Genomic DNA, 20,976 nt, shown 5'->3' with positions numbered 1-20,976 from the left:
GCTCTGGCGTGGATCAGCGGCGCTCGGGCGCCTCGCCATCGTTCCATGAGCAGAGGGTGTCCTCCAGCCAGAACCGCCGCGGGAACTCCACGCTCGAGCAACCGGCCGTGAGAGGAGTCTGGCGGAGTCGCGGCCCCTCGCTCAATCCCCGAGCACCAGCTTCGTCACCCAGAACGCATCCGGCACCTTCGCCGCCGCGCCCTTCAGCAACCTGTCGCGCAGCCGGGCCTCGGTCACCCAGATGCGGCCATTCGATTCCACCGTGAGGTTGACGGGAGACTCCATGCTGGAGGCCAGCACCTCGATGGGTCTCGGACCGGAGGCCCTTCCAAGCACGTCGATGCGGACCACGCGCCCATCGCCACTGTTCGCCGCACCCTCCAGCACGAGCAGCCGGCCATCGGGTGCGAAGCGCATTCCATCCGGATTCTCCAGACGGCGCGGCAACTCCACCTCGCTCACGGTGGGTGTCGCTCCCGCCGTTCCCGGGCGCACGAGGAAGAGCCGGCCCGGCCCAAACGTGTTGACGGCGAGCGTCCGCCCATCTGGCGCCAGCGCGATGCCCGCGGGGCCAATGCCAGACAGTCCCGCCGCCTTGGACGCGAAGCGGGTATCGGACACGTACGTCTCCAGCCGCTCCCCCCCGGGACGCAGGTAGAGGACGGAGGCCCGCGTGCTATCCGTCACGTACAGGCCGCCATCGGGAGTGACGGTGATGTCGTTGCCCAAGCCTCCCTCCGGCACGGGGAGGATGCGCCGGACCTCGCCCGTGCGCGCATCCACCGCGAAGAGCCGGGGCGCACGCTTCCCCAGGGTGCCATCCGGACGCAGCAGTCCCATGGCGTCGGGCGAGGTGCCCCACAGCAGGCCGCGCGGCGCATCGAGCCGCAGGCTCGTCACGGCGAAGATCTCCTCGGAGCCGGGGAACAGCACCGTCCATTCGCCACCCGGGGCCCTGCGCAGGATGCGCCCGTTCGACACCGAGCCGACGAAGAGCGTCCCGTCCTCGGCGTGGGTAATGCCGTTGGGATATGTGAGGCCCTCGGGCAGCGGCAGCCGCTCGCGCAGGGCGGCGCCCACCGTGACGGGGGACGTGGCCATGAGCAGCGCGGTGGTGAGAGCTCCCAGGATGTGCAGGCCACTCATCGCGCCTCCGTGCCCGCCCAGGGGCGGTGGCCGGCAATGGTGTAGCCGCCATCGACCAGGACGTTCTGCCCCGTGACGAAGCGGGCACCGTCGGAGCACAGCCAGAGGACCACGTCCGCTACCTCCTCCGGGCTGCCGAGCCGGCGCGCGGGCGTGTGGGTGATGAAGGGACGCCGCGTCTCCTCCGTGGAGAGGCGGCGGAGCATGGGCGTGTCGATGATGCCGGGGTTGACGTTGTTCACGCGTACACCGCGCTCCATGCCCTCCAGCGCCACCGCGCGAATCATCCCGTCCAGCGCTGCCTTGCTGGCGGCGTAGAGGGAGGTGCCCGGCAGCGCGCCATGTGCCAGCCACGAGGAGTTGTTGACGATGGCCCCGCCGCGCCCGGAGCGCAGCATGGCGTCCACCTCGTACTTCATGCACAGCCACACGCCGCGCACGTTGATGTCGAAGGTGTGGTCGAAGTCCTCGGCCTTCAATTCATGGATGGGGGCGAAGGTGCCCTCCACGCCCGCGTTGTTGAAGGCGGCGTCCAGCCGGTCGAACCGCTCGAGCGTCGTGCGGACGAGCCGCTCCACCTCGTCCACCTTCGCCACGTCCGTGGGGAGGGCGAGTGCCCGTCCTCCGGCCGCCTCGACTTCCGCCGCCACCGCGTCCAGCTCCGCGCGCCGCCGGCCCGCGAGGACCACCGTGGCGCCCTCGCGAGCGAAGGCCACCGCCGCGGCCTGCCCGATTCCGCTTCCGGCCCCCGTGACGAGGACCACCTTCTCCTGGAACGACTTCGACCCCGTTGTGTCCGCCATGTGCCTGCACTCCGCGGGAGCCCGGAAGCGCGCGCGGCCTGGATGGCCCTCGCGCTCTCCGATGCGTGTGGTGCACAAGTAGCCCAGGGCTTTCGTCCCATCATCGCGGGGCGCCGCACTAGACTCTTGCACCGCACGCAACAATGCGGAGGAGCAGGGCATGGAGCGCGTGGCACTGAGGGACCGGCTGGAGGACATGCTCAGCTTCACGGCGGTGGCGCGGGCGCTGAGCTTCGTGGACGCGGCGCGCGAGCTGGGCATCAGCGCCTCCTCCCTGAGCCGGCGCATCGCCCGGCTGGAGGACGCGCTGGGCACCGCGCTCCTGCGGCGCACCACGCGTCACGTGTCGCTGACGGAAGCCGGGACGCTGTACCTGGAGCGGTGCACCGATGTGCTCACCCGCGTGGAGGACGCGGAGGCGCTCGTCTCGGGCCTGGCGGGGGAGCCCCGGGGGCGGTTGCGGGTGGCCGTGCCCAACCTGTTCGGCCAACTCCAGGTGGCGCCGCTGCTGCCGGACTTCCTGCGCCGCTACCCGCGCATCGGGCTGGAGTTCTCGTTCATGGACCGCTACGTGGACCTCGTGCAGGAGCGGTTCGACGTGGCCATCCGCATCGGCGCGCTCACCAACTCCAGCCTCGTGGTGCGCCGGCTCGCGACGAACCACCGCCTCATCGTCGCGGCCCCCTCCTACCTCCGGGGCCGGCGGCCGCTGGCCAAGCCGGAGGACCTCGCGCACCACGCGTGTCTCTACTTCAGCCTGCTGTCGGACGGTCAGTCGTGGAACCTTCAGAGGGGGGAAGAGCAGGTGACCGCACGAGGCCGCCCGGCGCTCGTCGCGGACAACGCCGAGGCGTTGCGGCAGGCGGCAGTGGCGGGTTGTGGTGTCTCCGTGCTGGCCACGTTCCTCATCGCGGAGGACCTGCGCGCCGGGCGGCTCGTGCGGGTGCTGGAGGGGTGGTCCGTGCCTGACACCGGCATTTTCGCGGTGCATCCGCCGGGGCGGCTGGTGCCGTCAAAGGTGCGGGCCTTCGTCTCCTTCCTCGCGGAGCGGTACGCGGGCTCGCCACCGTGGGAGAGGAGGGGGGAGCGGTGAGGAGGGGGGAACACGCCGGGTTCAGGATTCTGATATGGTCGCGCCCGACAATGAACGCAAATGCGACATCCGTGTCGCGGATCGCTGGTCCTGGATCGCACAGCTCGCCTCGTTCTCCCTTTGAAAGGCGTCGGCCCAACAGTTGCACGAGGTCGCCGACCCCATGACGAGTCGTGCTGTGAAATCCAGGTGCACGGCGAGTAACGCGGGCCGGGTGCTGCTGTTGGGCGCGCTGCTCTCCGGCTGCGTCACCGTGTACCAGCCGCTCAGCTCATTGCAGCGCCCGGCGATCGTCGATCCGCGGCTCGCGAACTTCGAGGGCATGCGCCTGCTCGTGCGCTGCGTCCCGGGGGACTACCTCAAGGCGAGCGACGCCGAGCTGCTCTGCCGCAGGGTCGGCGCGCTGTTCCGAAACCAGGGCGCGAAGGTCGAAACCGACGTGCCACGCAATGGCAGATCGTCGCGGAGCCTCGAAGAGGGCACCCAGCCCGACCTGGTCGTCGATCTGTCGTCGCGGCTCCTCCACAAGGAGAGCAGCGGCCCGCTGTGGGCCCTCACGGCCCTCTCATTCACGATCGTGCCGGCCTTCACGGAGTACAGTGTCGCGCAGGACGTGACCATTCGCGACGCGAGCGGGTTCCTGCTCGCATCCGACAGCCTGAAGGCGCGCTTCATCGAGTACTTCGGCGCCGGAATCTGGGGCGTGAACTGGGTGCTCGACGCCCTCGTGCGCCCACCGGAGGAGGAGCTCACGGGCGAGGCGCCGGCGCGGGACTTCTCGCGCGACTTCTATGCACAGCTGAGCCAGCTCGCCTTCAACGCGCGGGTCCGCTCCGAAGTGCTGCGCTCGTTCGAGCCCCGTTCTCAGGGCGGGGGCGAACAGCGCCAGACGGGCACGGAGCCATAATGGAAACCCTGCTGGTCTTCCTCCTGGTGCAACTCTCGGTGTCCTCGGGGCGCCCGTACGACCCCGCGCCCGGCATCTGGCACGACAAGTCAGAGGCGCGCAATCTCGACTGCTCGCGCGTGAGCCAGCAGCGGGCGCATGAGCTCCACCCGGGTGAAATCCCCGCGCCGCTCGCGCGCATGGCGAACCAGGAGTCCGAGGCGCTCATCTGCACCCGGCGCATCATGCGCGATGGAGAGCGGCCGGAGCGCGACGAAGTCATCCTCGCTTCGCTGCGCGAGTCGGTGGGAGAGATCGCCGAGGTCGCCAGCGCGCTGGGGCCGGGCGAGCTCAACTGGCACGTCGACGCCTTCTATCCCCAGCCCGAGGTGGCGGCGAAGATCTCGGTGGCGGCGCGCACCGAGCTCGCCGAGCAGGGACGCAGGGTCTCCGACAAGGTTCCGGTCCTCGCCGCGGGCGACATCGCGGTGCTCGGCCGGATGGCGCCGAAGGATGCCTATCCGCTGGCGTGCAAGCGCTACTTCGCTCAACGCGCGCTCGGCGAGAACGACGCGTTCCTGGGGATCATGCTGATCGACGAACGGGAGACGCAGCTCCACGCCGGACTGTGTCTGAATGGAGAGTGGAGATGGCTGCGATGAGGCCGGCGCTTCTCGCACTCGCGCTCGCGCTGGTCTCCTCGTCGTCGTGGGCGGCGGTGGCCCCGGAGGTCGCCGAGGCGCAGCGGGCGCAGATGGAGAAGCTCCGCGCGGAGGTGGCGGGGCAGATCCAGCTTCAGGCGTACGACCTGCTCGACGAGCTCGTCTACGGCTGGACGCAGCAGCCGGTCTTCGAGCTGGAGACGCCGGTGGTGCTCGCCGACGTCACCGTGCCGGTGGGATTCGGCAGTGGACTGGCGGCCCTGATCGAGAACCACTTCGCCAACCTGGTGGTGAAGAACCCGCGCACCCGGCTGACCCTGGCGCACTGCCCGCAGTGCACCGCGGTGATGGTGCACTCGGGCGCGAAGGGGACGATCGTCTCCCGCGGCGTGGACCAGCCGGAAGCGCTGGCCGCCGCGGGCGCGCTCTCCGGTGCGCGCCATGCGATCTTCCTCGACTTCGAGGCGGAAGGCAGCGCGCTGGTGCTGCGCGCCCGCATCACCTCGCTAGAGCCTGCGCTGCCGATCATCCACGCGCGGACCCTCACGACCTCCACGTCGTCGCCAGCGCTGCTGCGCTCGGGGGACCAGCTCAAGAGCGCGACCGAGGCGCGCAAGGAGTACCTCGACGCCCTCCAGGGCCGCGGCGTGTTCACCGTGCCGATGCGCATCGCGGTGCGGAGCTACGGCCCGCCATCCAACGGAACCGCGGTCGCGGCGATGCCCTTCATCTGGCTACAGGTCGGGACCGAGATGGCGCTCACCCAGGCACGGGCCTGGACCGGCACCATCTCGGCGGGCGTCACCTGGATGCCCCAACTGCACACGGGCTTCATGGCGCAGGCGCGCATCTCCCGCCTGCTCACCGGCTCGGTCGCATCGCTCACCCGGCCGGATCTCTACGTCTTCGTGGGCGGCTCCGTGATCTCCATCCACGGGCAGGGCGCGCGGGTGTTCCAGAACCAGGTGCTGAACCTGGAGGATGTCCTCTCCAACATCCCGCAGCTGCTCGTCCAGCCCCACGCCACCTTCGCCGCGTTTCCGATCGGGCTCGAGCTGCGCGTCGGGAATCGCATCGGGGCTTCGGTGTTCCTCGAGTCCGCGCCGGCGCTCGACAATGCGCCCTCGGTCGGTGCCCACCTGAACCTGCTCGACATCCTGAAGTTCCACACGGTGGGCGCGGAGGTGACGTTTTGCTTCTGACGCGCCTCGCACTCCTCGCCGTGTTGCTGCCGACCGTGGCCCTCGCCCAGCGTGACACCTCGCGCGAGGCGCTCGCCCGGGTGGAGGAGACCCTCACCCTGCGCCTGGAGCAGGGCGGGATCGCGTTGAAGGACGTGACTCCCGCCATCGTGGTGAGCGTCTCGCCGGCTTTCGAGGAGTCGAGAGCCTGGTACCCGACCGCCGCGTTGCAGACCCTGGTTCGCGTGTTCGGCTCCGCCGCGCTCCGTTCCTGCGAGGCGTGCATGGCGTCGCGCCTGTTCGTGGAGGAGGGCCGGCTCGAGCAGTTCACGACCACGCTGGGAACAGAGGAGATCATCCGGCTGGACGAGAACGCACGTGGAAAGGCCCCGCCGGCCCGGGTGGCGATCTGGCTCGACGAGACGCTGGAGGGCGTTTCGTTGCGCATCATCAATCTGCACAACAGCCGCATCGTGTTCGTGCAGAACTTCGACCCGGGGCTCACCGAGCTGGCCCGCACCCGCCGCAACTTCACCCTCACCGAGGAGCTGGAGCGGCGCGCGCGGGGAGACAGCCTCACCCACACGTTCCTCGACGTGACGATGTACCCCGGCCAGCACATCTCCCTGGATTTCGCGGAGCAGTGGGGCGACACCAACGCGAACCTCGCCGGCTTGTCCCTCTCCGCCTACGACCCGCTGATTGGCGTGGGCGGCGCCTACTACCGCGTCATCCCCAACGCGCTGAACATCATGGTCGGCGCCAAGGTCCTGCTGAGCGTGCCCACGGCCATCGCCAGCGGCATCGGCGGCCAGACGACCGAGATCATCGACCCGCTGCTGACCGCCGTCTTCGTGGTGCGCCTGCCGATCGCCAGCTCGAACTACGGCGTCACGTTCACCGCGTCCACCAATGGGAGAATCGGCTTCGGGATCTCCCTGATGAACATCACCGCCCTGCCCTTCCTGCCATGAACCGAGTCCTGCTCATCCTGCTGCCGCTCCTGGCCTCCGCTTGCGCGACGCGGAACTACACCTATTACCTGGTCGAGCCGGCGCCGAAGAAGCCCGAGGCGCTCAAGGAGGAAGGGACACTGGTGCGGCCCTTCGGATTCGGCTCGACCACGGTGATGAAGGTCCGCTGGAACGACGGCAACCTGATGACCGAGGTCGACGTGCCCATGCTGGCCACGGGTCAGCGCATCGTCATCGAGCACGGCGCGGGCAACGGCGACGTGAAGACCATCCCCGCCAGCCGGCTGGTGCCACCGCCGCCCTCCGCGGCGGACAAGGCGCTCATCGAGGCCTACCGGGCGCGCGGCCTGCGCATCGACGAAGAGGCGCCGGAGGTGAGCATCACCCGCGCGCGCACCTTGATGGAGCAGGCCACCCGCGAGGGCAACTACCACCTGGCTCTCGAGTGGTGTGAGACCGTGTTGGCACGCTACAAGTCGCACCCCGAGTTCCTGCGGGCCAAGGGGTCGCTGCTCCTGATGATGGGGGAGCGCGAGAAGGCCATCCAAATCTACGAGCAGGTCGAAGCCATCGAGAGTGAGCCGGGCGTCCGCAAGAAGCTCGAAGAGCTCCAGCGCCAGCAGTGACAGGAGAAGCACGTCGTGCAGATCATCGGGTTCGTGTTGTTGGGCTTCATCATCTGGTACGGGTTCAAGGATCGCAGTGACGCGGTCATCTCCGCGTTCGACGCCCACGCGCTCGTGATGGTGCTGGTCGGGTCGTGCTCGGCGGTGCTGGTGAGCTCCAGCCACACCACCGCGTGGCGCACCATCCTGTGCCTGCGTGAGCTGCTCCCCGGACTGGCGCTGTTCGGCCGGACCACCCGGGCCATGGAGGCCGAGCGCGATCAGCTGTCCGCGCTGTGGCGCGACGGCAAGCGCAGCCAGGCGGTCGATCTGGCCGCGAACAGCCGCTTCCCCGCGGTGAAGCAGATGCTGGAGTTGATTCTCAACCGGGCGACCGAAGCCTCCAGCAACAAGACCTTCACCGAGCTGCGGCACGAGGAGATCAGCCGGTGGCAGCCGGCGATCCACAACTGGGAGATGCTCTCCAAGCTGGGGCCGGCGTTCGGCATGGTCGGCACCATCACCGGCATGATCCAGCTCTTCCGCAACATGAGCTCGGAGAACCTCAACATCGGCGCGGCGATGTCGCTGGCACTGCTCGCGACCCTGTACGGCGTGGCGTTCGGCGCTGGCGTGGCCGGGCCGATCGGGCACTACCTCAACGGGCTGCTCGACGACCGCCTGGGGTTGCTCGAGCGGTGCGAGAAGAGCGTCAACGAGATCGTCTCCCGCGGCGAGCGGTGATGGTGAGCCATGCAAAGACGGAAAGCAGGGCATGAGGAGAGCTGGCTACTCAGCTATGCCGATCTGATCACCAACCTGCTGCTGTTCTTCGTGGTGCTGCTGACCGCGGCGAACTTCAGCAAGCTGAAGATGCAGCAGATCGCCCAGAGCATCTCCGGCAAGCAGAGCCCGGCGAGCCTGGAGTCGATCCGCAAGGAGCTCGAGGCGCAGATCGCCGCCAAGAACCTGCAGAATCTCGTGACCACCACGGTGACCGATGCGGGGCTGGAGGTGTCCCTCAACTCCGGGCTCGTGTTCGACTCGGGGAAGGCTAAGATCCGGCCGGAGTTCGAGGAGACCGTGGCGTCGATGCTGAAGGAGCTCGTGCCGTACTCCTCGAAGTACAACTTCGCGGTCGAGGGGCACACCGACTCGACACCGATCGTGAGCGGTGGAGTGTTCGCGAGCAACTGGGAGCTCTCCAGCGCGCGCGCCATCGTGGTGCGGCAGCGGCTGGAGGAGGTCGGGCTCGACCGCTCGCGCATCCGCGTCGAGGGCTACGCCGAGACGAAGCCGCTCCCCGAACAACTGCTGAAGGGCCTGAGCGAAGACGAGCGCCTGGCCCGGCACCGCCGTGTCGTCGTGAGGATCTACTGATGAGACGTTTCGCCGTCCTCGTCGCCTGGGTCGCGTTGAGCACCGTGGCGTCGGCCCAGACCCAACCCCCGGCTGGTACCAGCCTCCCTGACGCGCCGGCGCCGGTGCCGCAGAGCCATGTCCCCTCGCCCGTCCTCCTGGAGCTGCGCACGCTCGAGAGTCAGTTCGATCTCGCGCTGGCACAGGACTGCGCCCCCGAGCGCTGCTTCTCCAAGGGCTGTGTCTACCGCGACCACGTCACCGTCGACATGCCGCGCACCAGCTCGCTGCCCGGGCTCGGCCAGACCGAAGGCCCCGGCAGCGTGCCGCCGCAGGAGTACCTGACGCAGGCGCAGTGCGAGTTCACCCACGAGAAATCGGTCCCCACCCAGGACGTCCAGGCCCTGGTCCGGCGCCTCGAGCAGCGGCTGTCGAAGGGTTGGCTCAAGGTGAAGGTCGGTCGGCAGATCCTCCAGCCGATCTCTCCGGGACTGCGCGAGTCTCCGCCTCCGCCCGAGCCCCCGAAGCCTCCGGCGCCGGTGGTCGAGGAGAAGCCGGTGGAGCCGCCGGCGCCGCCGACGTGGGAAGCCGGCGTCGCGCTGCGCGAGCTCTGGGTCAGCCTGCTTCCGCACTTCTCGTGGATGATCGCGTTGGTCATGTTGACGATGGCGACGCTGACCGTCATCTGGGCCCTGCGTCGCCTTGGGCGAGAGACGCTCGAGGAGAAGGCGCTGGCGGCGCAGCTCGCGGCGGGTTCGCTCGACAAGCCGGCGGAGGCCGAGACACCCCCGAACGCCGAGGAGCCATCTCCAGACGGGGCGGACCCGGCGCCTTCCAAAGAAGACGCGGAGACCGCGTTCGTCACGGCCCAGCAGCAGCTGTGGAACGACCGGATCGCCCAGGCCGAGCTGGCCAAGGGCGAGAGCGTGGTGGTGGAGCTGCTGCGCGACTGGCTGAAGGCCGGCGAGTTCGAGCTGCTGGCCAAGGCCATCTTCGTCTTCGGCGATCGGCTGTCCCTGGCCTTCACCTCGGACGGTGAGCTCGCCGTGCGCAAGGTGGAGTTCGCCGGGTATTTGAAGACGGTGGACGAGAAGGCGCTGCTCTCGGACGCGGAGTTCTTCCGATTGCTGAACCAGCACGCCATCTCCTCCACGCTGATGGCCCAGGCGGACGCCGAGGTGTACCGCAGCCTCCGCGAGGAGTTCGGCTCCAACGGCGTGGCGAACCTGATCGACAGCCTGTCGCCACGTCATGGGGCGCTGCTGTTCGGGCACGTGCCCACCGACTGCCAGCAGGACGTGGCGCGGATCATGTCGCCCGAGCTGCGGGTGCGGATCGCCAACGAGCTGCTCGCGTCCAACCGCATCTCGAAGGAGGAGACGGTCCACCTGTTCGAGGTGCTCGACGCCGCGCGCGCGGGGAAGCCGCTTCCCCCGGCGCCTCCGGCCCAGGGCATCCTGGACCGGGGTCGCCAGTTCGACGCCGCCGGTGCGCTCTCGGTGCTGTTGCCGCTGATCGAATCCTCCGAGCGCGGTTCGCTGTTCGCGCGGGCGCTGGGGCGCTCCGGCGGGACGCTGCCGCTCTGGTACCAGGACATCCTCTACGGCGACATGCTGCTCAAGCTGCCCGACGAGCTCCAGAGGGACCTGCTGCTCGACGTCGACGTCCGGGGGCTCGCCGGCTGGTCCTCGGTGCAACAGCCCGCGTGGCAGGAGAGCTTCATCGCGCGGCTCGCGCCGGCGATGCAGAGCGCCATCCGCGCCAACATGTCGTTCGTCTCGCGCGAGGAGCAGCTCAGGGCCGCGCGGCGCGGCCAGAACGAGTTGATCTCGGCCGTGAAGAAGCAGGTCGCGCGAGGGAAGGTCTCCTTCGCGGAGATCATCTCCTAGGAGGGGTGGACGGGATGGGCCGCGCGCGCCTGCTGATCATCGGGGTCATCGCCATCGCGGTCGCCGCCTGCGAGAAGGTGCCGATCGTCGACATCAACGCGGGCTTCTCGCTCGCGGACGTGGCCTGGTTCGAGGAGGAGGACACGCTCTTCGTCTTCTACCAGGCCAACGCCGAGCAGGGGCTGGGGCCCGAGAGCCAGATCGAGCTCACGGTCCGCACCGATCACTTCGAGCTGCCCTGGACGCCTCTGTCACAGCTCAGCACGGTTCACACCCACGTTCCGGTCGACTGCGGCCCCAAGAGCGTGTGCGGCAGCACCAGCCTGGCGCTTGGCGAGCCGCCGCGCGCCGTGAGGTTGCGGCTGCGCTACCACCGTGACGGCGAGATGGCGCTGAACGCGCGCGTGGTCATCAACGTCATCGGCAGGGGGCCGGCGCACACGAACCGGAGCCTGCTGGTGTACGGCGTGTTCGACGAGACCAACACGCACGTGCAATGGCGCGCCCGGCACCAGTTCCCGACACTGCGCAACCACGACGTGCAGAAGTACGGGCTGCGGCGCCACTTCTCCATCTCCGACCGGCGGCACGGCGCCATCGCCGCGAACTTCGGCCAGAACCCGTACGGCTACGGTTCGGTTCCGGGCTGTCCGGGAGCGCTGCCGCCGCTGGACTTCGGACCGGTGGAGACCACCGATCGGGCCGTGTTCGACGTGGGCACGCTTCCGCTGTCGGCGTCCGAGTCCCCGGTCGTCTGTGCGCGCTCGACCGTCACCGATGCACAGGGGGGCACCTTCGAGGCGGTGGCGCTGGCGCGAAAGAACCCGCTGGTCCGCCCGGCCTTCCCGGTCCTGCGCAGCCCGATCACCGAGAACACCCCGATCAAGCTCATGTTGAGCCCATGCCGACGGACGATCTCCTCGCCGCATTACAAGATGCAGGAGCAGCGCCTCTTCCTCGAGGATGCTCCGGAGATCTGCATCGACGACTGGAACGCTCGCGGGTTCGCCGACGTGCTCGCAGCCCAGTTCCGCACGCGGATCGATCAGGTGCGGATGCAGGGGCGGGACATGGTCCTCGTGCTGGGTCTCCATCACGACGACACGACGGGCCGGCTGGCCACCGTGCTCGAGGAGGCGCTCCAGAAAGTGCTGCCCTTCGAGCGGGACAAGAGCTCGCCGCGAGTCACCGGTGCCTTCGTCTACGACAGCGTGGTGCACAACACCAATCGCCCGGAACTCCGGCGACTGGTGTTGTGGTGTCCACCCAACCACCCGGTCGACGACCTCGACGAGGTCCCAGCGGAAGCGTCGAGCAATTGCCCCGCGGTGTCGGAGATCCCCGACCTCCAGCTCGGGCCGTTCCGCTTCAATCAGATTCCGATCCTGACGACCCGTGCGCAGTACCTCCGGTTCATCGGGAAGTACTCGGAGGCCCAGGCGGGGAGGATGACCTCGATGTCGTTCCGGGCGCCCGAGCACACGCCGCTCTCCGACAACATACCGATGGGAGAGTTCGGGACCGCGACCTTCTACAACAACGAGCTCATCACGGCGGAGCCGGGCGATGCGTTCTCCTATTGCCCGGACGCGGACAAGGGGAAGATCGTGTTCCGCACCCCGATCACGCCGGAGCCGGTAGGGCTCGGGCTGCTTCCCGAGCTGCACCAGTCGGCCCCGCAGCCCGCGTATGCGCTCGGGCTGTTCTGGGACTTCCCGTTCCTGTTGAAGGCGAAATACGAGAGCTATCTCGCCGGAGCCGCGACGGCCTACTCGTTCACCGTGCCGTTCGGAATCGTCAGCTCCCGCGAGGAGACCTGGGCCAGCGAGACGTGGACGACGGGCGAGTTCCCCGTGGGCGACATCCTGGCGCAATGCACGCGCTTCTGCGATCACCCGACGTTCGATACGAGCGCCACCTACAACGTCCAGGCGCTTTTCCGGGACGCCTACCGCATGCAGTGCTATCGCCCGATGTTCCCGCGGCCGGGTGACGGAGGCTTCCCGAATGATCCGTAGCCTCCTCGTCCTCTTCGTCCTCCTGTCGTTGCCGCGCGCCGCGCAGGCCGCGGAAGCGCAAGCCCCGGACCCCTCCCCCTCCGACCCCGAGAAGGTCGACGACACGCTGGAGGGCTTCCGCACGCCGATCGACGCGCTCACCGAGCGGATGATCGGCGCGGCCTCGAAGTCGGTGCGTTTCGACTGGCGGAAGTCCACCCTCGGGTTCGGGCTGATCGGCAGCGACCTCCTCGAGCGGAACAACTTCGGCAGCACCCGCCTTGGGCTCATGGCGCGCAAGCCGTTCGGCAGCTTCATGGGAGAGGTGGCCATTACCCGCGCGTTCACGTGGGGAACCGACAGCACCGAGAAGCTGGCGCTCACGCCGTACCGCCAATACGGCCGCCCCAGCCGCTTCGAGCTCGACATCAACGTCGGGCACCCGTTGGCGGAGGGCGTGGTGACCACGCTGCCCGGCTTCTTCCCCGCGACCGAGCTGGTGCTCTCGGCCAACGCCGGCTTCCGCTACCTCTTCTACCCGGGGTCGATGGGCGGCATGAAGTTCCAGCAGGTCGCCACCTCGCTCCTCGCGCCGCGCCTCACCGACCACGAGCTGGGGCAGCTCGAGTCCTCGCGGCCGGGCGGCATGCAGGTCGACCCTGCCCGGTATGGCCTCCTCGCGGGGCTCTCCGTGGACGTGTACTTCGGGTCCGGAGGTTTCCTTTCGCCGCGGGCGATGTTGGCCGTGCCGCTGTTGGGCGGCGTCACCGGATCAGGCCTGGGGTTCTGGTGGGAGCTCTCGCTCGCTCTGGGCTGGACACTCTGATGCGCTGGGTCGTCGCCATCATCGCTGGCCTGTTGTCGAGCGCCGCGGCCGCGGAGGCGACGGAGTCCAGACAGACCGTGGTCTTCTACAACGCGCGCCTCGCGCTCCGGGACCATCGTCCGGAGGACGTGCTCAAGCTGTGGCTGCTTCGCAACAGCCTTCTCCAGCAGGGCGAGCGCCCACGAGATGATCCTGAATTCCGCTCCGTGGTGTGGGCAGCGCTCGGGAGCCTCGGGCTGTGCCAGGACGGGTTCGAGGATGACGAGCGAGAGGGCGCGGGCCTCTGGCCGCTGGGGCTGCACAACATGGTCGTCCACGGGCTCAGCAAAGGCCCGACGCCCTCGATGCCCGCGCCGTGGGACGTCTTCGAGGTCGGGCGCCAGCAGCGGTTCATCTCGCTGCAGGACGTGCTCTCGGCGGAGGAGCTGCGTTCCGTGACCTTCTTCCGGACCAGCTGTCTGCTGCCGGCCACCATGGCGCTGCGGTCCGGACGGACCCCGTTCCTCGACCTCGAGGATCGACTGAACGCGGGCGGGCTCCTGCGTGAGCTGCTGGTGGAGTCGCGCGCCACCCTGGTGCGGGAGAAGGTCCGGAACCTGTCGGTGGTGGAGGCGCGCATCTTCGATCTCGACCTGGTGCTCGCGGACCTGAAGGCGCGCAAGGCGCGTCGCGACGCTCGGAGTATCGCGCAGCAGGCCCGGGTGGCCGGCGTCTCCGCGGCCGGTGCGGCGGAGCTCCGGAGCAAGCTGGAGACCTTCCCCGAGAACTCGCCGCAGGCGGCGTTCCTTCGACGAAGCCTGACCTGGACCCCACGGGAGTGGCTGGCGCTGAACCGGGAGCGGCGGCTGTTCCTGTTCGCCCGGGCACAACCGCTGTCGAAGGATCCGGACGCGCTCCAGGAGCTCATGTTCGGGATCATCGACGAGCTGATCCACCGCAAGGACGGGAAGGAGCTCGAGGCCTGGATCGGTTTCGTGGGAGCGAGCGACTCGACGGAGCTGCGCGGCGCGCTGACCTCGGGCGAACGAGGCAAGCGCCTCCTCGAGCTCGATGAGAGCACCGGGTTCCGCGAGCGCTCAGTCGTCGCGCTGCACCGGGGCGTGGGCTTCCTGGAGGTGGGAGATCTGCAGGAGTCGCTGCGATCCTTCGCGTACGCCATGCAGCAGGCCGAGACCTCGCGCGAGGCGGCCGTCACCCTGGGGCTCGCACGGAGGTGGCTGTCGTACGTGCTCTCCCGCTACGAGACCAACGACGAGGTCGTCGCCACGCTGAAGGCGCTGGTTCCGCGGCAGGAATACAACCAGGTCATCGAGGATCTGGTCTGGCGCGCGGCGCTGCGCGCAGACGATCGTTCCTTCGAGCGGATCATCCAGACGGCCCGGCGCGGTGGCGCCTTCGACATGACGATCGAGCGGCTCCGGCCGCTGTCGCGGGGCAAGCCGGGAGAGATGGCGACGCGGCTGCGCAACGCGCTCCCCGAGGAGCCCTCGTCGGTGTTGAGGTTCGTGCGACAGCTCCTCGAGAACATCGAAGCGGAAGACGCGGACGTCCGCCGGGCCAACGTTCCGACGCTCAAGCACGTGCTCGACGTGCTCCGGCCCCTGACCGTCGAATCCACGACGGCGAAGTCGCAGAGCCGGACGGCCGGCGAGCTCATGGATCGGACCCAGTCGATCCTCGACGGCCTGAGCCACCTCGATGACTCGGTGAGCGGGAACGCGCGGGCGCTGTCACCCACGCGCTCGACCTTCGCCGGGAGCATCCGCCTCGCGCCAGCCGATCCGCTGCCATGGCCCTTCAGGCCGCCCGAGCCCGAGGCGCCCTCCGTCTTCACGCCGATCGTGCTCGAGCCGGTGGAGTGGCGGGACTCGAAGGGCGCACTCATTTTCGGGTGGAGGCTCACCGAATGACCCCCAGGGAGCTTCGGCGCGAGTTGCGCCGGCGCAAGAAGGAGCTGCGCCGCTCGGCGGAGCTCATGAGGCGGGCGACACGCGAGCGGGTGGAGCAGATCCCAGCCGTTCGACGCGAGAAGAGGCGGAGACGTATTCGTCGAGTGGTGACGATCGCCGCGCTGCTGCTCCTGGCGATGTTGGTGCGCTGTGAGTGCGCGCCGTCGCCGCCCGCGCCGCCACCGGAGCCGGTGGTGGAACCCGCGCCGGAGGTGAAGCCGAAGAAGCCCGCGCCACCCGCGAGCAAGCCGAAGGCATTCAGCGATCGGATGGAGCGCCAGCGGCGGGGGAGCTACCAGAACGAGGCGCAGACCTCGCCGAGCTGGCTGGACGACTTCCGCATTCAGGTCGCGGCGCGCAGCCCGCGCCTGGCCCAGTGCTTCAGTGGGACCGAGCGACCCGGGGCCCTGCGCTGGACGGCCGCGGTGAACGCCGCGAGCGGCTCCGTCTCCGACCATGCGCTCGAGCCCGTGGGAACGGGCGGCGAGCTGAGCGGGAAGCAACGCGACTGCGTCCTGGGCGTCCTCTCCAGCCCGGGCTACCGGCTGAAGCCCGAGCAGAAGCAGGACCTGCCTGGTCGGGTCAGCATCGTCATCGAGTTCTGACGAGGGGCTCGAAGGAGAGGTACCGCCGAGCCCCCGACGAGCTCGGACTACTCCGAGTAGTCATACCTGGCGACGAGGCGCCAGTTGCGGTTGTAGGTGTGGAACCTGGAGAACCAGCCGCTGTGGCAGCTGCCGGTGTTGCTGGCGGTGTAGCCGTAGACGAAGCCGTTGTGGACGCGGGCGTCGAGGTGGGGCGAGCCGGGGTTCTCGCAGGGCTGGGTGACGCGGACGGCCTGGTAGGCGGCCTCGGCGAACACTTCTTCCTGGCCCTCGAAGTCGTAGATGGAGTGGACCTGGATGGCGGTGAAGGTGGCGAGCTGGCTGGCCTGCTGGGCGTCGCTCAGCGTGAAGAAGGAATGCAGGTTGGCGAGGGCGGCGGCCTCGGAGGTGATCGAGCCGACGAGACGGTGAACGGCGCCGTCATTGTCGGAGAGCGCGGCGCGGATGGCGGTGATGCCGGACGAGCCCTGGTAGACGGAGGTGTCGCCCCAGGTGAAGCTGAGGGCGGTGCCAGCGGTGTAGGCGTTGAGCGCGCAGGAGCCGCCGGCGCCCGCGGTCTCGACGAGGATGATCTTGCGGAGGCGGTGCTCGGGGTTCAGGAGGGCGACGCACTCGTTGCCAGCGACGCCGTCGTAGTTGGCGGCCGGGAGCACGGCCTCGACGATGTTGTAGACGCGGAACGCGGGATCCGTGGCCTGTTGCTCGGTGGTCTGGAGGGTGTCCGTTTCCGTCTCGGAGCCGAGGCAGCCGGCAGCGAGGGAGGCGGCGAGGAGGAGAGAAGACAGTCGGAGGGAAGTACGCATGACCGTGCAAGCTAGCACGCGTGATTCTGTCGATCCCGCAACATTTAGCTGTCACTGCTTCGGAGCGATGGACACCGCGAGGCCGTCGCGCCAGACCTTGTGATCGTCCGCGTAGTACAGGTACGCGCGGCTGGCCGGACCCGTGTAGGTGCCCGGCACCGCCGCGATCAGCGACAAGGGCACCTCCAGCTTCTTCCGCGGCTCCATGCCCCGCCAGTAGAGGACGACGTCGCGGCCGATCACCTCGTAGGCATCCACCGTGTGCTTCTTCACCAGCTCCTTGAGCTGGTCATGCCGGACCTCGAGACCGCCCGGCACACCGAAGATCGCCACCGTGGTGGACAGCTTCTGGTCGCTCCGGTTCGTCACCCAGACGCGCGCCTCGGTCGGCTCGCCCTCGGTCAGGGCCGTCTTCGCCAGCGCCACTTCCAGGTCCACCCGGGTGTCTGGCGAGCTGGCCGGCACGAGGGCGTTGTAGGTGACCTCGATCGAGTAGGGCAGCTCCGAGCCGCCTTCCATCCGCAGCTCGATCTTCCGCTCGCCCGCGGTGAGCAGCTCGGACACGTCCGGCAGCTTGAGCGCCTCCTGCGCCCTGCCATCGAACTTCACGGCGCCGCCCACGGGCCGGCCGTCGACGTAGACGCGGACCGAGCCTGGAGCCCGCTTCGTCGAGCGCGCCTGGTCATAGGCGACGATGGCTCGCAGCGCGAGCACCGTGCTCTGGGTCGAGCCGTAGCGGCCTCCCTCGCACGAGTCCGCCAGGAACCGCATCGAGCGCTCCACGTTCACCAGGTGGGAGGGCTCCCTCAGCCAGGCCAGCACCGCCAGCGCGGTGGTCTCGATCTGGAGCGTCTCGCCCGAGCTGCCGACGATCGACTGCGTGCCCCCCTCCACCACCCCTGTCTTCCCCTGCTTCGCGGCGAGCCGCTCCATGAGCTTGCGGGCCTCGCCCCCCTCCCCCGCGAGCGCCATCACGTTCGCGGCGAGCGCGAGCACGTAGCTGTTCTGGCTCTTGAGGGCAGCCGCCTTCAGCGCGCCCACCTCCTTGGACAGCTCACGGGCCTGCTCCGCCGGCTTGTCGGCGCTCTCCAGCAGGGCCCAGAGGATGTAGGCATTGGACGTGTCGGAGTCCTCGATCCAGGTGTGAAGCGCGCGCCGCTTCCGCTCGAAGCCTCCCTTGCCATCGCGCTGCTTGAACAGCCAGGCCCGCGTGCGCTCGAGCATGGCGGCGTCCACGTCCCGCACCTGCTTCATGTCGCTGAAGTGCATCAACCCGAACGCCGTGAGGGCCTCGTGGCCCGGATTCTCACCGAACCACTCGTAGCCCTTCTCCGAGCACTCGAAGCCCACCAGCCGCTTGTAGCCCGTCTCCAGCTTCTCGCGCGCCGACGCCACCAGCTCGGGGCTCACCCCGCTATGCGTCTGGAAGTACTGCTGCGCCATCGTCATCGGATAGGTGGTCGAGCTCGTCTGCTCGAAGCAGCCGGAGGGCTCCTGGATGAGCCGGGCCAGCGACTCGGTCATGTTGGCCAGGGGCGAGGGGTACACCGCGATGGAGGTCTTCACGCTGCCGCGCACATGGTTGGCGGGCAGCGTCACCGGGTGCACCACCGGCTGCCGTGCCGACAGCAGCCCGCCGAACGAGGCGCGGACGGGGAAGCCATTGGGCTTGACGCTCAGCGTCCGCTTCACCGTGTCCACGTAGCTGCCCGCGGTCGCCGTGAGCGTCACGTCCACGGGTCTGGACTGGGAACCGACCTTCAACTCCAGGATGCGCCGGGCCCGCTCGTTCGCGGCCAGGTTCATCCCGCTGAGGGAGGACGCCTTCACGTCACCGCGCAGGCCGACCTTCACCGCCGCTCCCTGGAGCGTGGTGGACGTGCCATTCACCAGCGCCAGCGGCAGTTGGATCACATCCCCGGACGTCACCTCGAGCGGCAACTTGGGCTCGACATAGAAGGGCTGCACCGACTCGAGCGTGGCCACCGCCGAGCCGAGCGCGCCGTCATCCCCCACGGCCCCCGCGAACGCCTTGAAGCTGGTGACCGAGTCGTTCAGGCCAAACGAGACGCGGACCTCCCCCGTCTTCGGGTCGGTGCGCACGCCCGCGTTCCAGAAGAGCGTCTCCGTGAAGTCCACGCGGTCCCCCGGCTTGCGCCCGGGCCGCACCGTGTGGGCGTACTCGCGGAAATAGACCACGGGCTCCACCTCCAGCCCCGCCATCATCTTGTCCGCTGCTGGCATCTCCGCGGCGATGTCCGGTTGCCGTGGGGCCGCCTTCCTGGCCCTGGGCTCCGCCTCCGCCATGCCCCTGGGCACCACGGGCTTCTTGGCGGATGGGACTGGGGGAGCGGCGGGCGGCGCGACCTGGGGGACCGGCACGCCCTGGGGGGCATGCGCGGCCTGGGGAACCAGCGCCCCCGGAGGCGCCGGGGCGGGCATGGGGGGCAGCTGCGCCCCCGCGGAGGCGGGGACCCCTTCGAACCGATCGACCGGGAACTGGAACCCCACGGCGAGCGCGCGCCGGGCCGGATCGCCATGCTGGGCCACGAACTGTTCGGCGTCCGCCAGCGCGAACCGCCGCCAGCCCTGAGTGCCCAGCAACAGGTCCACCGCCAGCTTCGCCTTGGGGTTCTTCTCGTCGAAATAGACCTGGGCGTCGGCCAGCTCCTTCACCTCGGGCTCGAGCAGCACCATCACCGGCAACTGGGGCGCCTGATCCCGCTTCTCGATGAGCTCCAGCACCGCGTCGTCCGTCACGGTGAGCATCACCAGCGCCGAGACCGGCTTGCCTCCGCGCGTCGTCCGGGCGGTGAGCGCCACCTGGTCGCCCGGCACATAGCGCGGCTTGTTCGCCTTCAGCTCGATGGACAGCGCCTTCGCGGGCTGGCGGAACACCAGCCGCTCCGCGAGCGGACGGCCGTCGGCGTCCCACACGGTGGCGATGAGCACTCCATCCGCGTCCTTCGGGTCGAGGATGACCTTCTCGTTCGGGTCCACCAGCGACGAGCTGAGCTCCACCTCGCGCTGGCTCAGGGTCAGCTTCGCCTGCTTCACCCCCGACAGCCCCACGGTGAGCACCACGGGCTGTCCGGCGGGGATGACGTCCTCGCTCGCGCGGAGCACGGCGCCCCGGGCCTTCACCTCGGGCAGTGGGAAGGGCTTGCGGATGCCCGAGGGCTCGTCGATGCGCAGCGCGTACTTCACACCGGCCTTCGGGGTCAGCTCGAAGCGGCCCCGGCCCTCGTGCTCCGAGCGCACCGGCGCCACCACCTGGCCCGTGGCCAGATCGATCACCGCGCCGGACAGGTCCGCGGGCTTCTGCGCGGGCGTCAGCGCCTGGAAATAGACGCGCGAGGGCAGTCCCGCCACCAGGTCGCCGCCCTCCGGATACAGGGTGAGATCGAGGGTCTGCAGCAGGATGGGGATCGTCTTGGCCGCCGTCTCGACCACCCCACCGTCCTCGATGGCGAAGGCGAGAGAGCCCTCGCCCCGCTCGATCCGAGTGGGCAGCTTGAAGCTGACGGTGCACAACCCTCGCGCGTCGACCACGCCCGTCACCTGCGCCGCGGTGACGCCATCCACGAGAGCGGTGGCGGTGACCCGGGCGCCCGAGGGAACGCCGCCCTCGGCACGCTTCACGTCGAGCGTGGCGGTGACCGTGTCCCCCGGTCCGTAACCATCGCGGAGGAACTCGATCTGCGACTTGAGCCGGGGAGCGCGGTAGGCACGCACGTCGAATTTGCGCTCGGCGGGGGCATGACCCTTCCAGGGATGGGCGGAGGTGAGGCGGAGCGTGTACTCGCCCCCGGCCATGTCCTCCGGGATGGTCCACGAGTAGCCCCAGACCGAGTTCTGGCTCACCACCCTCGTGGAGGTGACGACGTCTCCCTTGGGACCCCGGATCTCCACGGTGGCCTCCTCCGCGTTCGCCAGGGGGGTATGGCCGCGGGCCTTGAGCATGAGGCCTCGCGCCAGCACCTGCTCACCGGGCCGGTAGAGGGGCTTGTCGGTGCTGATGAAGGTCAGAGAGCGGTCGGGCCCGCCGAGTGAAGCCGTGTCCGCCCGGGCAGCCAGTACCGGCTGCTGCTGCTGGAGGGTCAGGGGAAGGACGAGGCCAACGGTGGCGAGCGCGAGGAGGACGCGCGGGACGACGTGTTCGAGCATGAAATTCCCTGGGACAGAGAATAGGAGCTTG

General features: G+C 69.2%; 17 protein-coding genes. 13 read left to right on the top strand and 4 right to left on the bottom strand.

All coding sequences use genetic code 11. From position 1 onward, the window contains the following. Positions 1–141: 141 nt before the first annotated feature. Together JRI60_RS18295 and JRI60_RS18290 are read right to left on the bottom strand one after the other, a co-directional pair. A complete protein-coding gene (locus JRI60_RS18295; RefSeq protein ID WP_204227145.1) occupies positions 142–1,146 on the bottom strand; it encodes an SMP-30/gluconolactonase/LRE family protein in 1,005 nt (334 codons plus the stop codon). Then, a complete protein-coding gene (locus JRI60_RS18290) occupies positions 1,143–1,949 on the bottom strand; it encodes an SDR family NAD(P)-dependent oxidoreductase (RefSeq protein WP_204227144.1) in 807 nt (268 codons plus the stop codon). The genes JRI60_RS18295 and JRI60_RS18290 overlap by 4 nt, the downstream gene beginning before the upstream one ends. Positions 1,950–2,109: 160 nt before the next feature. Between JRI60_RS18290 and JRI60_RS18285 the strand changes: the two genes are divergently transcribed. From JRI60_RS18285 to JRI60_RS18225, 13 genes are all read left to right on the top strand, one after another. Further along, positions 2,110–3,042: a LysR family transcriptional regulator gene (locus JRI60_RS18285; RefSeq protein WP_204227143.1), complete on the top strand. Its 933-nt coding sequence runs from the start codon at positions 2,110–2,112 to the stop codon at positions 3,040–3,042. Between the two features lie 163 nt (positions 3,043–3,205). Next, positions 3,206–3,949 carry a hypothetical protein gene (locus JRI60_RS18280; protein WP_204227142.1) on the top strand — a complete coding sequence of 248 codons (744 nt, stop codon included), beginning with the start codon at positions 3,206–3,208 and terminating at the stop codon, positions 3,947–3,949. Then, on the top strand, positions 3,949–4,590 hold the full coding sequence (locus tag JRI60_RS18275; protein WP_204227141.1) for a hypothetical protein: 642 nt from the start codon (positions 3,949–3,951) through the stop codon (positions 4,588–4,590). Before JRI60_RS18280 ends, JRI60_RS18275 begins: the two co-directional genes overlap by 1 nt. Further along, positions 4,587–5,792: a hypothetical protein gene (locus tag JRI60_RS18270; protein ID WP_204227140.1), complete on the top strand. Its 1,206-nt coding sequence runs from the start codon at positions 4,587–4,589 to the stop codon at positions 5,790–5,792. The genes JRI60_RS18275 and JRI60_RS18270 overlap by 4 nt, the downstream gene beginning before the upstream one ends. Beyond that, positions 5,783–6,745, top strand: a complete 963-nt coding sequence (locus JRI60_RS18265) for a hypothetical protein (RefSeq protein ID WP_204227139.1) — start codon at positions 5,783–5,785, stop codon at positions 6,743–6,745. Before JRI60_RS18270 ends, JRI60_RS18265 begins: the two co-directional genes overlap by 10 nt. Continuing rightward, entirely contained in the window at positions 6,742–7,371 is a 630-nt protein-coding gene (locus JRI60_RS18260) for a tetratricopeptide repeat protein (protein ID WP_204227138.1), read from the top strand. The genes JRI60_RS18265 and JRI60_RS18260 overlap by 4 nt, the downstream gene beginning before the upstream one ends. Before the next feature lie 15 nt (positions 7,372–7,386). Next, positions 7,387–8,094 carry a MotA/TolQ/ExbB proton channel family protein gene (locus tag JRI60_RS18255; RefSeq protein ID WP_204227137.1) on the top strand — a complete coding sequence of 236 codons (708 nt, stop codon included), beginning with the start codon at positions 7,387–7,389 and terminating at the stop codon, positions 8,092–8,094. A gap of 9 nt (positions 8,095–8,103) precedes the next feature. Next, a complete protein-coding gene (locus JRI60_RS18250) occupies positions 8,104–8,730 on the top strand; it encodes an OmpA/MotB family protein (protein ID WP_204227136.1) in 627 nt (208 codons plus the stop codon). Continuing rightward, positions 8,730–10,598, top strand: a complete 1,869-nt coding sequence (locus tag JRI60_RS18245) for a hypothetical protein (RefSeq protein WP_204227135.1) — start codon at positions 8,730–8,732, stop codon at positions 10,596–10,598. The genes JRI60_RS18250 and JRI60_RS18245 overlap by 1 nt, the downstream gene beginning before the upstream one ends. Positions 10,599–10,612: 14 nt before the next feature. Beyond that, positions 10,613–12,616, top strand: coding sequence for a hypothetical protein (locus tag JRI60_RS18240; RefSeq protein WP_204227134.1), 2,004 nt, complete (start codon positions 10,613–10,615; stop codon positions 12,614–12,616). Continuing rightward, positions 12,606–13,421 (top strand): hypothetical protein, encoded by an 816-nt coding sequence (locus tag JRI60_RS18235; RefSeq protein WP_204227133.1) that lies wholly within the window; start codon positions 12,606–12,608, stop codon positions 13,419–13,421. Before JRI60_RS18240 ends, JRI60_RS18235 begins: the two co-directional genes overlap by 11 nt. Next, complete coding sequence (locus JRI60_RS18230) at positions 13,421–15,331, top strand: hypothetical protein (RefSeq protein WP_204227132.1); 1,911 nt, start codon at positions 13,421–13,423, stop codon at positions 15,329–15,331. The genes JRI60_RS18235 and JRI60_RS18230 overlap by 1 nt, the downstream gene beginning before the upstream one ends. Continuing rightward, the gene (locus tag JRI60_RS18225) at positions 15,328–15,975 is read left to right on the top strand and encodes a hypothetical protein (RefSeq protein WP_204227131.1); all 648 of its coding nucleotides are present in this window, start codon (positions 15,328–15,330) and stop codon (positions 15,973–15,975) included. The genes JRI60_RS18230 and JRI60_RS18225 overlap by 4 nt, the downstream gene beginning before the upstream one ends. Before the next feature lie 47 nt (positions 15,976–16,022). Here JRI60_RS18225 and JRI60_RS18220 read toward each other — a convergent pair whose 3' ends face one another. Continuing rightward, positions 16,023–16,778: a hypothetical protein gene (locus tag JRI60_RS18220; RefSeq protein ID WP_239470596.1), complete on the bottom strand. Its 756-nt coding sequence runs from the start codon at positions 16,776–16,778 to the stop codon at positions 16,023–16,025. Between the two features lie 51 nt (positions 16,779–16,829). After that, a complete protein-coding gene (locus JRI60_RS18215) occupies positions 16,830–20,945 on the bottom strand; it encodes an MG2 domain-containing protein (RefSeq protein WP_204227129.1) in 4,116 nt (1,371 codons plus the stop codon). Between the last annotated feature and the right edge of the window lie 31 nt (positions 20,946–20,976).

Origin of the sequence: Archangium violaceum, assembly GCF_016887565.1 — a bacterium.
In the GTDB taxonomy this organism is placed as follows: domain Bacteria; phylum Myxococcota; class Myxococcia; order Myxococcales; family Myxococcaceae; genus Archangium; species Archangium violaceum_B.
Note: the sequence above shows the minus strand (reverse complement) of the source record. Positions and strands in the feature narration are given on the sequence as shown.